General features: G+C 40.6%; 12 protein-coding genes. 3 read left to right on the top strand and 9 right to left on the bottom strand.

The features are described 5' to 3' along the window. Positions 1 to 7: 7 nt before the first annotated feature. From CSV79_RS06210 to speD, 5 genes are read right to left on the bottom strand one after another with little or no spacing between them, the layout of a single operon-like run. Positions 8 to 1,207 carry a saccharopine dehydrogenase family protein gene (locus CSV79_RS06210; RefSeq protein WP_099688177.1) on the bottom strand — a complete coding sequence of 400 codons (1,200 nt, stop codon included), beginning with the start codon at positions 1,205 to 1,207 and terminating at the stop codon, positions 8 to 10. 19 nt (positions 1,208 to 1,226) lie between these two features. After that, complete coding sequence (gene speB / locus CSV79_RS06205; RefSeq protein ID WP_199171876.1) at positions 1,227 to 2,084, bottom strand: agmatinase; 858 nt, start codon at positions 2,082 to 2,084, stop codon at positions 1,227 to 1,229. Then, complete coding sequence (speE, locus tag CSV79_RS06200; protein ID WP_099688176.1) at positions 2,074 to 2,925, bottom strand: polyamine aminopropyltransferase; 852 nt, start codon at positions 2,923 to 2,925, stop codon at positions 2,074 to 2,076. The genes speB and speE overlap by 11 nt, the downstream gene beginning before the upstream one ends. After that, a complete protein-coding gene (locus CSV79_RS06195) occupies positions 2,922 to 4,409 on the bottom strand; it encodes an aminotransferase class I/II-fold pyridoxal phosphate-dependent enzyme (RefSeq protein WP_099688175.1) in 1,488 nt (495 codons plus the stop codon). The genes speE and CSV79_RS06195 overlap by 4 nt, the downstream gene beginning before the upstream one ends. Further along, positions 4,390 to 5,214 carry an adenosylmethionine decarboxylase gene (gene speD / locus CSV79_RS06190; protein ID WP_099688174.1) on the bottom strand — a complete coding sequence of 275 codons (825 nt, stop codon included), beginning with the start codon at positions 5,212 to 5,214 and terminating at the stop codon, positions 4,390 to 4,392. Before speD ends, CSV79_RS06195 begins: the two co-directional genes overlap by 20 nt. A gap of 386 nt (positions 5,215 to 5,600) precedes the next feature. Between speD and CSV79_RS06185 the strand changes: the two genes are divergently transcribed. Both CSV79_RS06185 and CSV79_RS06180 read left to right on the top strand, forming a co-directional pair. Then, positions 5,601 to 6,008, top strand: a complete 408-nt coding sequence (locus tag CSV79_RS06185) for a PaaI family thioesterase (RefSeq protein ID WP_099688173.1) — start codon at positions 5,601 to 5,603, stop codon at positions 6,006 to 6,008. Between the two features lie 48 nt (positions 6,009 to 6,056). Beyond that, positions 6,057 to 6,947 carry a DMT family transporter gene (locus CSV79_RS06180; RefSeq protein WP_099688172.1) on the top strand — a complete coding sequence of 297 codons (891 nt, stop codon included), beginning with the start codon at positions 6,057 to 6,059 and terminating at the stop codon, positions 6,945 to 6,947. Between the two features lie 40 nt (positions 6,948 to 6,987). On the opposite strand, the gene CSV79_RS06175 is transcribed toward CSV79_RS06180, so the two are convergent. The 4 genes from CSV79_RS06175 to CSV79_RS06160 all read right to left on the bottom strand — a co-directional run bounded on the left by CSV79_RS06175 (position 6,988) and on the right by CSV79_RS06160 (position 10,810). Further along, on the bottom strand, positions 6,988 to 7,152 hold the full coding sequence (locus CSV79_RS06175) for a DUF1540 domain-containing protein (protein ID WP_369824927.1): 165 nt from the start codon (positions 7,150 to 7,152) through the stop codon (positions 6,988 to 6,990). 90 nt (positions 7,153 to 7,242) lie between these two features. Then, positions 7,243 to 8,976 (bottom strand): AAA family ATPase, encoded by a 1,734-nt coding sequence (locus CSV79_RS06170; RefSeq protein ID WP_099688170.1) that lies wholly within the window; start codon positions 8,974 to 8,976, stop codon positions 7,243 to 7,245. Between the two features lie 228 nt (positions 8,977 to 9,204). Then, positions 9,205 to 9,747 carry a GDYXXLXY domain-containing protein gene (locus tag CSV79_RS06165; protein ID WP_099688169.1) on the bottom strand — a complete coding sequence of 181 codons (543 nt, stop codon included), beginning with the start codon at positions 9,745 to 9,747 and terminating at the stop codon, positions 9,205 to 9,207. After that, positions 9,737 to 10,810 carry a DUF2157 domain-containing protein gene (locus tag CSV79_RS06160; RefSeq protein ID WP_099688168.1) on the bottom strand — a complete coding sequence of 358 codons (1,074 nt, stop codon included), beginning with the start codon at positions 10,808 to 10,810 and terminating at the stop codon, positions 9,737 to 9,739. Before CSV79_RS06160 ends, CSV79_RS06165 begins: the two co-directional genes overlap by 11 nt. A 683-nt stretch (positions 10,811 to 11,493) precedes the next feature. On the opposite strand from CSV79_RS06160, the gene CSV79_RS06155 reads away from it, so the two are divergent. Beyond that, entirely contained in the window at positions 11,494 to 13,314 is a 1,821-nt protein-coding gene (locus tag CSV79_RS06155) for an assimilatory sulfite reductase (NADPH) flavoprotein subunit (RefSeq protein WP_099688167.1), read from the top strand. Positions 13,315 to 13,328: the final 14 nt, after the last annotated feature.

The following is a 13,328-nucleotide window of genomic DNA, read 5'->3' as shown; positions in this document are numbered from 1 at the left end:
AATCTCCTCAGTCAATCAAAGTAGGATTGAAATCTTCATGCCAAGGTAATCCATGTTTATTCAAAGCTTCCATGAATGGATCTGGATCAAATTCTTCAATATTGAAGACACCTGGTTTTTTCCACTTGCCTGTTAGTATCATCATCGCACCAATCATTGCTGGAACACCCGTTGTATAAGAAATCGCTTGTGAACCGACTTCACGATAACATTCTTGGTGATCACAAACATTATAAACATAATATGTTTTTGGTTCTCCGTCTTTTATTCCTTGATAGATACAGCCGATGTTCGTTTTTCCTTTTGTACGTGGTCCTAAAGAAGCTGGGTCAGGTAGTACGGCTTTAAGGAATTGTAGTGGAACGATTTGCTGACCTTCGAAATCGATCGGCTCGATAGATGTCATACCGACGTTTTCAAGGACGCGTAAGTGAGTCAAATACTTTTCAGAGAAAGTCATCCAGAAACGGATTTTCTTGATACCTGTAATGTTTTTAGCTAACGACTCTAATTCTTCATGGTATAACAAGTAGACATCTTTAGGGCCGATTTCAGGTAAATCATAGACACGTTTCATTTCAAGCGGCTGTGTTTCAACAAACTCGCCATTTTCCCAATAACGTCCGTTTGCTGTAATTTCACGGATATTGATTTCAGGATTAAAGTTTGTTGCGAACGGATAGCCGTGATCTCCTGCGTTTGCATCGACAATATCAATCGAATGAATTTCATCGAAGTAATGCTTCAGTGCATAAGCTGAAAATACACCAGTGACACCAGGATCAAATCCGCTACCAAGCAATGCAGTAATGCCTGCTTCTTCAAACTTTTCTTTATACGCCCACTGCCATTTATATTCAAATTTCGCGGTGTCAAGGGGTTCGTAGTTCGCTGTATCCATATAGTCTACTCTTGTCTCAAGACAAGCATCCATAATCGTTAAATCTTGGTAAGGTAGTGCGACATTGATGACGATATCTGGCTTGAATTCATTTATTAATGCAACTAACTCGGCTACGTTATCCGCGTCGACTTGTGCCGTTTGGATTTTTGTACGTCCGCCATCTAACTTTTCTTTCAAGGCATCACATTTTGATTTCGTCCGGCTTGCGATACATATTTCTTCGAACACATCCGGTACTTGACAACATTTATGCACAACAACACTAGCGACTCCGCCAGCTCCGATAATTAACGCTTTTCCCATTAAAGAACACCACCGATTATTATTTTTTATTAAGTGCAATTGTTAATTCGCGTAACACTTTACAAGCAACAGCGGTTGAGACACCGCTTTGATCATAGACAGGGGACAATTCATTAATGTCACAAGCAACTATATTCAAACCGCTGACGGTGAGAATGGCTTGCAGTAGTTCTAAAAAGCTAACACCGCCTGCTTCCGGGGTTCCAGTGCCAGGAAATACGGAAGGATCAAGGACATCCAGATCAATCGTCAAATAGACAGGTTTACCTTGTAACTTCGCCACTGTGTTTTCAAGTCCGTCAAAATTAAACTTATTCATGAAAACATGTTGTTTAGCAGCCCATTCGAATTCAGGTCGATCACCTGAACGAATACCGTATTGATAAATCTTACCATCCCCAAGCAAATCCCAAATTCTACGGATTACAGTTGCGTGGGACAGACGTTGGTCTAAATAATCATCTCGCAAATCAGTATGCGCATCAAACTGAATGACATGCAAATCAGGATACTTTTTCGCGGCCGCACGAACAGCTCCTAATGTAACAAGATGCTCTCCGCCGATCATACAAGGGATTTTCTCATCTCCTAAAATTTGAGTAGCAAACTGTTCAATTTGCTCTAGCGCACGCTCCGTATTACCGAAACTCAGTTCCAAATCGCCACCGTCAAATAAAACGTAATCCGTTAAATCTGCGTCTTGATAAGGACTATATGTCTCGAGTCCGAATGATTCGCTGCGCATCACTTTACTTGCGAAACGTGTACCCGGTCGAAACGATGTTGTGGAATCAAAAGGTGCGCCGAAAACGACAAGTGATGCATCGTCATAGTCTGCTTCAAAGCCGAGGAATGTTTCGATATTTTTATTCAGCATGAATTAATAGCTCCTTTACATAGTTCGGCAATGCGAACGAACCGACATGAAGTTTGGGATTATAGTATTTCGTCTTCAAGCCGAGCGCATTCCATTTGTCAGCATCTAGATCTTCAACGGGATCATATTTCTTCGATGCAAATCCAAATAGCCAGTGACCCGAAGGATAGGTCGGGATATGCGCTTGATAGACTTTAGAAACCGGGAAGAAGCCCATAATGCTTTTATGCGCACGCTGCATACCAAGTGCATCTTCTGCGTAGAATGGACTTTCATGTTGATTCACTAAAATACCGTCATCATGCAACGCTTTATAACAATTGCCGTAAAACTCTTTTGTGAATAAACCTTCTCCCGGACCGAATGGATCTGTCGAATCGACAATAATTAAGTCGTACGCGTTTTCTTGCTGGCGTACGAACTTCAAGCCATCTTCGAAATATAAATTTACTCGAGGATCTGTCAGCTGACAAGCAGTTTGTTGTAAGTACTTCTGACAAACTTCGACTACTTGCTGATCGATTTCTACCATATCGATTTGTTTGATTGATGGATATCGTGTTAGTTCGCGAACGGTTCCGCCGTCACCTGCACCAATCACAAGGACTTTTTCGATAGCAGGATTTGTCGCCATAGGAACGTGAACAATCATGTCATGGTAGATGAATTCGTCTTTTTCTGTCACCATGACATAGCCATCGAGTATTAGAATCTTGCCGAATTCCACCGTTTGTAAGACATCGATCTTTTGGAATTCACTAGTACCTGTGTAGAGATGTTCTTCTACTTGAATAGAAAAACGAACATGTGGTGAATGATCTTCGGTATACCAAAGATTCATCGGTCAGCCTCCCTTACAACGTTGATATATTCGACTTGCGGATCTTCTGTACCTGTTAAGAAACAACCCTTGTCCTTGCAGTAGTCAATGTAGTCGATGATTTCTTTTGTGATGCGTTCACCGGGTGCGACAATTGGAATGCCGGGTGGATAACACATGACAAATTCACTGGCTACACGGTCTGCAGATTCGGATAAGTGTAAGATTTCTTTCTCTGCATAAAATGCTTGCTGCGGTGTTTGGACAATTTCAGGATTAATATATTCATGATCAAATAACGAACCTGGATCTTTTTTATAGCGGCGTTTGATTTCCGCTAAAGCAGCGACAAGACGTTCTAAGTCGAGCGTTCGGTCTCCAACGGAAATATAGGCAAGTATATTGGCTACATCTCCAAATTCGATTTGGATATCATATTCATCACGCAGAATATCGTATACTTCAATGCCGGCAAGCCCCATTTGACGTGTATGAATCGATAGTTTTGATTCATCAAAATCAAAAACGGTATCTCCATTAATTAGTTCTTTGGAATACGCATAGTAGCCATCGATTTTATTGATTTCGTCACGTGTATATTGTGCCATCTTAATGACCTTATCGAAAATTTCTTGACCGTGCAACGCGAGGTTCTTACGGGAAATGTCTAGAGAAGACATAAGCAAGTAAGAGCCACTAGTTGTTTGTGTCAAGTTAATAATTTGGCGTGTATAGCCTTCACTTACTTCGTTGTTAATTAATAAAAAAGAGCTTTGCGTTAGCGACCCACCAGATTTGTGCATACTAATAGAAGCCATGTCTGCACCTACAGACATGGCAGAAGCAGGTAGCTGGTCATTGAAATAAAAATGGGTTCCATGTGCTTCGTCCACTAAAACGAGCATTCCATGGTTATGTGCTAGATCAGTAATCGCCTGCAAGTTGGAACAGATTCCGTAATACGTAGGATTATTAATCAGAATTGCTTTCGCGTCGGGATGATCTAGTATGGCTTTTTTGACCTCATCAACCGACATACCAAGCGGAATACCTAATTCTTCTTGGACACCGGGATTGACATAGACAGGTACAGCACCGCTGAGAATTAATGCGTTAATCGCACTGCGGTGCACATTGCGCGGCATGATGATTTTCTCGCCTGCTTTACAGGCTGTCATGACCATCGCCTGGACTGCTGAAGTGGTTCCATTGACCAAAAGAAATGCGTGCTTAGCGCCAAATGCGTCAGCGGCCAACTCTTCTGCTTCACGAATGACAGAAACCGGGTGACATAAGTTATCGAGCGGTTTCATGGAATTTACATCATGGTGCAGACAGGCTTCGCCAAGGAAATTGGCAAGATCCTTATTACCACGACCATGCTTATGTCCAGGCACATCAAACGGAACAACGCGGGCTTTTTGATAGTGTTGCAATGCTTCCATAATTGGAACGCGATGTTGGGATAGTGTCACGGTTATCTCCTCACTCATTTTCATAGACATTGGAACCGCTAAAGATTTCAATCATCTCTTTTCGTAAATTATGAGAGATTTGAAGCCGTTCCTTCGGTGGAAGTTCTGATACATCTTTATTGAATAAATAATCCTGTAAGTCAATTTCTTTAATAAGCATCTTCGTGTGGAAAATATTTGCTTGATAGACGTTGACGTCAATCGCATCATATTTCTCCAACGTTCTCTGATCAATGAAATCTTGAATCGACGTCATCGCATGATCCATAAATAACTTTCTTCCGTCAACCGCTCGTGTAAAGCCACGAACACGATAATCAGCTGTAATAATATCCGAGTCAAAACTTCCGATTAAATAATCGAGTGCATTCAATGGTGATATTTCCCCACAGGTCGAAACATCTATGTCCACTCGAAACGTCGCAATGGAGTTATCTGGATGGTATTCTGGGTACGTATGAACGGTCACATGACTTTTATCTAAATGACTAACGACAGAATCTTTCTCAGGTATAAAGGGTATCGCGCCTTGATTACAAGATGGGTCAATCTGGGAGGCAGGGAACTTTTCCTCTGAAATCATCAAAGTCACGCTTGCCCCTTGTGGATCATAATCTTGCTTACTGACGTTTAGTACATGTGCTCCAATCATCTCGGTGACATCATATAAAATCTTTGTTAATCGTTCTGAATTATATTGCTCATCTATATAGGCGATATACTCACTTTGCTCTCGTCGACTTTTCGCATAGCTCACATCATAAATGTTGAAGCTAAGAGTTTTTGTGAGGTTGTTAAAGCCGTAGAGCTTCAGCTTATTTTCCAACCTTAACATCCGTCCTTTCTTCTTATTATCTTAAAACTTTATTGGCATAAAAAAGTCTCACTCCAATCGACATGCAGATACACAAACATGACAGATTGGAGAGAGACCTTTACTCTGTTCGCTTGTATATAAACGTGTAGAGGAAATACCTCTAGTCCATTACATAACAGGTGATTGGGTTGACGAAATGCTCACAGTCTTACTCTTCCTAAATTAAAAAACTTATGAAATTGTCTTCATTATAAATGAAATGGACAAAAAAACAAACCTTTTTCCTTTAAAAATATTAAAAAGAATGGCGGTAGTGTAAACGAATCACGTCGCAATAAATTGTCCTGTGAACGTGATTACGATATGGTATAAAGTAAATATGATAATCTTTTGGAGGTAATTGAATGAGCGAGACAACAGTTGGCTATTTAGAGAACGTACGACAGGATTTTGAGACGAGTCCATTTTGGAAGTTTGCAGGCTTGCAAACGCAAAAGTTAGAAGAGGGCGATGTAGAATTATATTTACCGTACCGTCCAGAATATGATAATGTGCGTGGTACTATTCATGGTGGAATGTATATGTCAGTTTTAGATACGACAATGGGTATGTTATGTAGGTCACTTGGTACAAGTGACGTCATGACTATTCAGATGGCGACACAATTTCTAAAGCCCGTTGTTCAAGAAGCGGTCTATTCAAAAGCGTCTGTCATCAACCGAAGTCGTAGCACAGCGTTAGTAGAAGGAAAACTGTTTAATGAAAATAATGAAATGGTAGCACATTGTACGGCTACTTTTAAACTGAAGTAATTTTGCTTCTACAGATAGAAAGTATTTAGAGATAGAGGCAGGTTGTTTATGAATAGGAAAGCATTATATTTAGGATTATTTACAGTCGTTGCATGGGGTTCAAGTTTTGCGGCTATTCGTGTTAGTTTGCTTGGAGGATATTCTCCAGGACATTTAGTATTAACACGTTTTATGGTCGCGTCATTAGTATTTATTTTATATGCGCTTTGGCCGGGAACGAAAATTCGTTTTCCCGCTTGGCGCGATATTTGGAAGATTATATTGTTAGGTTGGACAGGTATTAGTATCTACCATTTTGGTTTGACGTATGGTGAACAGACTGTGTCTGCTGGCACGGCGGGCTTGTTTATCGCAACAGTACCGATTTTTACATCAATTATAGCAGTGATCTTTTTGAAGGAACGACTGAGTCCGCTTGGTTGGATTGGTATGGCTATCGGCTTGGCTGGCGTTGCATTGATCACGATTGGAAGTGCGGATGATGCTGTAGAAGTGTCTGTTGGTGCATGGTTTATCTTAGTGGCTGTTATAGCGACTTCATTCTTCTTTGTATTTCAAAAGCCTTTATTTACACACTATACACCGATTGAACTGACAGCCTATTTTACTTGGGCTGGTACATTACCATTCCTGTACTTCGCACCAGATTTAATTGGTGAAATTCAAGGGGCTACGCTTGAAGCAACGATAGCTACTGTATATATGGGTGTAATTCCTGCGACGATTGCCTATGTCACGTGGTCTACAGCATTATCGATTGCGGATGCAGGAGCAGTTTCGAGTCTACTTTACATAGAGCCTGTTGTGGCGATTTTAGTCGCTTGGGTGTGGCTGCAAGAGTTACCAAGTGGTTTATCCACGATTGGTGGTCTAGTCGCTATTTTGAGTGTCATCGCAGTTAACTGGGAAGTTATGAGGCGACGACCTGCACTTAAGTAAAAGACAGCCAAGCATCATTGCTTGGCTGTCTATCGGTGGATCAGACTTTAGGAACGAACGTTTCACAATCTGTTTCAGCAGAGTCTCTCGCTTTTTTACCTTTTCTTGTTACGACTCTAATTTCTTCTGCACTACATTTATTACCCGATTCCCAAAAGTTACAGTTCGTTACTTCGCATAATACGTCTTTTGCCAATTGACCCACCTCCTTTATTATACCATGCCCAGAATTTCTGAAATTATACCTGGCAAGAAGATGGGTTATTTATTAACAGTTTGTCTGTTTCATATTTCATCAGATAAATACTACTGCTTCTTTAGGAGTAGGTAACTCCACAATCCGTTGTACCTCTGTGCCTTCTAGTGTTTCTTCCTTATATAGCGCATTAACTAGTTCTTCAAATTGATATGCATTTTCTGTGATCAATGTCTCAGTCTTTTTAGCCGCTTGGTTAAAGAGCATTTGCATTTTCTCTTCTTTTTCGACTTTGTTGAAGATTAGTGAAAATCCGTCCTGGAAGAGACCAGTATTGACCATGCGTTCTAGAATGTCTTTTGCTTGCTCCACGTCGCCACCAACACCAATACTATGCTCACCTAAATAAAGACGCTCGGCAATTCCGCCTGCTAAGATCATGCTGACTTGATCGAGTAGTTCACTGGCAGTCGATAAGTGTAGCTCTTTTTGAATAGGGGCAACGTAGCCAAGCGCTTGACCTCTTGGGATGATTGTAGCTTTTCTCACGGAGCCTGGTTTAGTGATAGCTGCGATGAGTGCGTGACCTGATTCATGAATAGCGACACGACGCTTTGTCTCTTGATCATTCAATGTTCGTGCAGTATTTCCAAGGATTGTGCGATCAATAGCGAAATCTAAATCATGCTTCTCGATCAGTTTACGGCCTTCACGAATTGCACGACGGCTAGCTGTCTCAAATAATCCGCTGATTTCTGCACCTGAAAATCCGGAAGTGCTATCTGCTAACATATCTAACGAAGCGGCAACATTTGGTGCTAATGTTTTACCATTCGTATGGATATCGATAATTTCTCGACGACCTTTTGTATCTGGCAATTGAACATTGAACGTGAAATCAATACGCCCAGGACGCAAGAATGCATCATCCAGCATATCTTTTCTATTCGTTGCCGCAATAAATAACACCCCGTCATTGTCCTTGCCACCGTCTAACTGCACGAGTAATTCCGTTAACGTCTTTTCAGCTTCGTCTCCGCCGTGTTCTTTCCGTTTACCCGCCAACGCATCAACTTCATCGATAAAGATAACTGCTGGTGTTTGTTTACGTGCATTTTGGAATAGTGTCCGTACTCGTGACGCTCCGACACCCACAAATAATTCGGTGAAAGCTGCGCCGCTTGAAGAGTAGAATGTGGCACCGATTTCTTTTGCCATGGCTTGCGCTAATAGCGTCTTACCTGTTCCGGGAGGTCCATACAACAAAATACCTTTAGGTAATTCAATGGACATTTCTTTAGCGGTTTTAGGATTTTTGAAGATCTCCAAAGTTTGTAGGATTTCATCTTTCATTTCCGGTGGTAATCCACCGATATCGTTCAATGTGACATCGGGTAGTGGTGTTGCTTTAGAAGCTTGATGTTTCATACCCGATGCCCCAATATTTAGTTTACCTTTCTTGTGAAGAATAAATAAGGCGACCATAGTAGCGAGCAAAAGACCGCTAATGATCCAACCACTTGCTGAACTAGCTGTTTTATATTGATAAGAAATATTATATTTTTGCACTAGATCATCCACTAATGTACTCTGTGGACGAACCATTGTGATAAACGTTTGATTATCTATTGCGACAGAAAGTGTTCCATCTGCTGTTTCGTTAAGTAACAAAGAGTCACCGGAATGTGAAGCAATCAATTTTTCCATCTCTGCAAAAGAGATTTCTTTTCCACCAGCTCCTTGTAAATAGTTCCAAGTGACTCCTGCAGCGATTGCCGTGACAAAAAGGACTACGAGTAGAATCTTAGATGCTAGCTTTGATATAGGCTTCAAGGTCGGCTACAGCTCCTTTTATATATTAGTTAAATTATAATCAAAAATAGGCGTTTTGAATAGTGCATATAATAAAAAGAAATTACAGTTTCATTACAACATGAGAAAATACCTACTAACAAGTTTTTGAACTAGTTGAATAATTAAGGATTTGAATACGAATAAAAAACACTCTAGAAGATGAGAGGCCGGCACAAGCTTCTAGAGTGTTTGGTATGGATCAGTATTTTATTTGGGACGGATATCCTGTAATACAGCAAAACCATCTTTGACTTTCATTTGTGCAAGTAACTGACCTTTTTGTGATAGTTTTTCTAACTCCATGCCTGTATTCTCCGACACGTAAAAGCGGTCGGGGAGGAAGTCTGCGTAATAGATAGTCTGGTCACCATCATAGGGTTCTCCGTAATAATACATTGTTCCCTTCAAGAATAGATCTTCATTCGGCTTATTCGCTGTTACAGTTTTTAAGGTGAAAAGATCTCCACTACCTTGACGTTCCAAAACAGCATAGACCGTTAGATTACCGGAGTTTTTAGATGTTAACTCTTCTAATAGTGAAGGGTCGATTGCTTCTTTATCAAACTCTTCTATTGCAAACCGTAAACTGACATAATCCCCGTATAATATATCGCGGGGATCGACAGGAATAGTTTCCAATAAAATTGTCTCCCCTTTATTCAACGTCCACAAAGGTTTCCATGTCATCGATACGAGAAGTATGATGGGGACAATCAGCGCGATAAGAAAAAGATTTCGTTTATTCTTCATGACGCTTCACCGTCTCTCGCCGAGATTTTTCAAACCAGAAACCAAATCCGATAAATAACAATCCGCCGATGATGAAGAATAGAGATTTTGGCATAAAGTCATATGTTATATCTGCATAGTATCGGTAGATTAACGCACATGTGATAAGAATGGCAGGTAAACTATCTTTCTTCAAGAAGTAAATCAACAGGATCACGAATAGGGCGGTGAAAATATAAGGTGCGGTATTTTCAATCGGCAATTCTCTCCATGAAAATGGGAATGTTAGCATGATACCTGTGATGCCGAAAAGGATGGAACCGATCCAAGTAGATTCATGTTTGTATTGTTTGAATGGGAATAACGCAAGCAGTACACCGCCTACAAACACAAGCAACATGGAAATCCATTCGTCTACTCCAAATGATTCTAATAAGTTGACGATAAAAGCTGTAGCTAGTAAAACTCCCATGATGAATAAAGAACCTTTTTTTCCAAGTCTCTTTTCATTCATCCAAAACAATGCAGGAATCAATAGAAGTAACCAATAGGGAGTGACGCCGTCAGCACTGAATGCGGAGAAGCTGTAGATAATCAAAAATGCACTAGCGAATACAGCTACCAACTGATCTCTTAAATAATAAGCAAGTGGTAAGATTCCGATACCCCATAGTAGAAAATCTGTATAAACTGTATATTGGAGGTGGAAACTTTGGCCAATTAGAAAAATCCCTGCACCGTATATGGCGGCACCGATATAGTACATACTCCGGGCGGTTTTTTCGTAATTCACCTCCAACTTATAGCCAGCTAAGTAAAATAGAATAAGCCCTATGACAATTAATCCGAATTTAAAGAATGGTGTTAATCCAGCCCAGTTGCCTGCGATGAAACTTAATATACCGATTCCTACAAGTATAGCTCCGAAGACTAGTAGTACTCTGACAAAGTTGGCTGCTTCTTTTGTTTCGTAAATAGCCAGTATATCTTTAGCATCCTCATGTTCCATTTTCCCTTGCTGCTGCAGAAATTTGAACTCGTTTTCTAGAAATGTATACTGCGGCTTGCTAATCTTTCTTTTCACTTAAAGCCCTCCTTTCATATCTTTACTTAGTAGTCGAGATATATCGCGTAATGTTACAACTATAATACCATTTTTCTAGTCGGAAATTAGTTGGAATAAAGATTCCGGTAAATTTTTTTACTATCCTTTAAATTCTACTTGACTTTACTCTTGCTACCGATCCATCCAGTGATTGCTAAAACGAACGATAGTGACCCTTATATTTCTATTAGTGATGCTGTCTTGGAAACGATACGGTAGCGATTGATTCTTTAAAAGAATTTGAATCTGTTTGGAAACAACAGGAATTAGAAGTATTGCTTATTATTATGGCGTTCCTCTCGTTTTTAACACTGCTAATCATCAATAAAAACGTAAATGAGGATTTATAGGTGCGGTAACAGTTCTTCTGTTAAGTGTCGTTGCGGCCTTTATGATATCCACTGTTCTCCAATCGGTAACCATCGGTAATGACCGTGAAATGATGGAAGGTAACGTCCGCTATCTGCCGTTTTTATCTAATTATTGAACTGTCAAAAGAGTATGTGAATAATCCTATACAATTAAAAACCTACTTGACTAATAGGATTAATCATAATACAATGAAATCATCTTTAACATAGTTGTCGTCAAAGCTCGCCAGGCGGCTGTTGATGAAACGATAATAAAAGAGAATACTAAAATAGTTTGCGAGGGTGATGAATATGGCGTTACAAGTGACGAACAGTCCGTTTAGTGAAGAACAAGTGGAATTGCTCAATCGTCTGCTACCTGGTATTACAAAATCACAGCAAAGTTGGCTAAGTGGATATTTGACAGCCGTCAGTGCGGGGGCTTCGTCGTCACCGAGTGCAGATGTCGCTGTGCTAGAACGTCCAGTGATAGAAGTACCAACTTCGGTAAAAGAAATTACAATTTTGTATGGTTCACAAACAGGAAATGGGCAAGGAGTAGCTGAACGTGCAGCTGCGAAGTTGAAGGAGCAGTCCTTTGAGGTAACTATTCAATCTATGAGTGATTTCAAACCGAATACATTGAAGAAAATTGAGCATTTATTATTAGTTGTTAGTACGCATGGAGAAGGAGATCCACCTGACACAGCGCTTCCATTATATGAATTCCTACATGGCCGTCGTGCACCAAAGCTGGATCATCTGCATTATTCCGTACTTGCACTTGGAGATAGTTCATATGAGTTTTTCTGTAAGACAGGTGCTGATTTCGATCAGAAACTATCAGAACTTGGCGCAACGTCACTAGCTCCACGCGTTGATTGTGATTTAGATTACGATGAGCCGGCAGCGCAATGGCTAGCAGCAGTAGAAGTATCACTACAAATTCAAACAGGCGGTCAATCCGCAGCGGCAACTGTAGCTGTTGAGAGTACATCTTCTTCACAATACTCACGAACGAATCCGTTTAAAGCGGAAGTTTTGGAGAATATTAACTTAAATGGTCGTGGATCCAATAAAGAGACTCGTCACTTGGAACTTTCATTGGAAGGCTCAGGGTTAACGTATCAACCAGGAGACAGTGTGGGGATTTTTCCTGAAAATAATTCCGAGTTAGTTGATGCGATTATAGGAGAGGGGAGATGGAACCCTGAAGAAACTGTAGAAATTAATACGCAAGGTGAGCGTCGGGCGTTACGTATCGCATTATTGAATCATTTTGAAATAACAGTATTGACAAAACCATTGCTTGAAAAATTATCAAATTACTCAAAATCGGAACAACTGAAACAATTAGTGGATCCAGCAAATATCGAGGAGTTACGCGCGTATATTGATGGTCGTGATGTACTAGATGCACTGACTGATTTCGGCCCTTTGTCCGCTTCTGAGCAGCAGTTTGTAGGGATTTTACGCAAGCTACCTGCAAGATTGTATTCTATCGCAAGCAGTTTAGAAGCAAATCCCGAAGAAGTGCATCTAACTATAGGTGTCGTGCGTTATGAAGCGCATGGGCGTGACCGTCAAGGCGTTTGCTCTATCCAATGTGCAGAAAACCTTAAGCCGGGTGATACATTACCGATTTATATTCATAAAAATGATAACTTCCGTCTACCGGAAAATGCCGAAACGCCGATCATCATGATTGGTCCAGGAACAGGTATTGCACCATTCCGATCATTCATTGAAGAGCGTAGTGAAACAGGGGCAGAAGGTAAGTCCTGGCTATTCTTTGGTGAACAGCACTATGTAACAGATTTCTACTATCAAACGGAGTGGCAGAACTATGTGAAGGACGGTGCGTTGACACGTCTTGATGTAGCATTCTCTCGTGATACTGATGAAAAGGTCTATGTGCAACACCGGATGAAGCAAGCGAGTTCAGAACTTTATCAATGGATTGTAGATGGTGCAACGATCTACGTTTGTGGAGACGAGCAAAACATGGCGAAAGACGTTCATGCGACATTGCTAGAAATTCTACAACAAGAAGGCGGCAAGTCACTTGAAGAAGCGGAGCAGTTCATAACACAATTAATTCAAGACAAGCGATATCAACGAGACGTATATTGAACCACTGGAAAGGG

The organism is Sporosarcina sp. P13, from assembly GCF_002743055.1.
GTDB lineage: Bacteria > Bacillota > Bacilli > Bacillales_A > Planococcaceae > Sporosarcina.
This window is presented reverse-complemented; position numbering and strand designations above follow the sequence as displayed.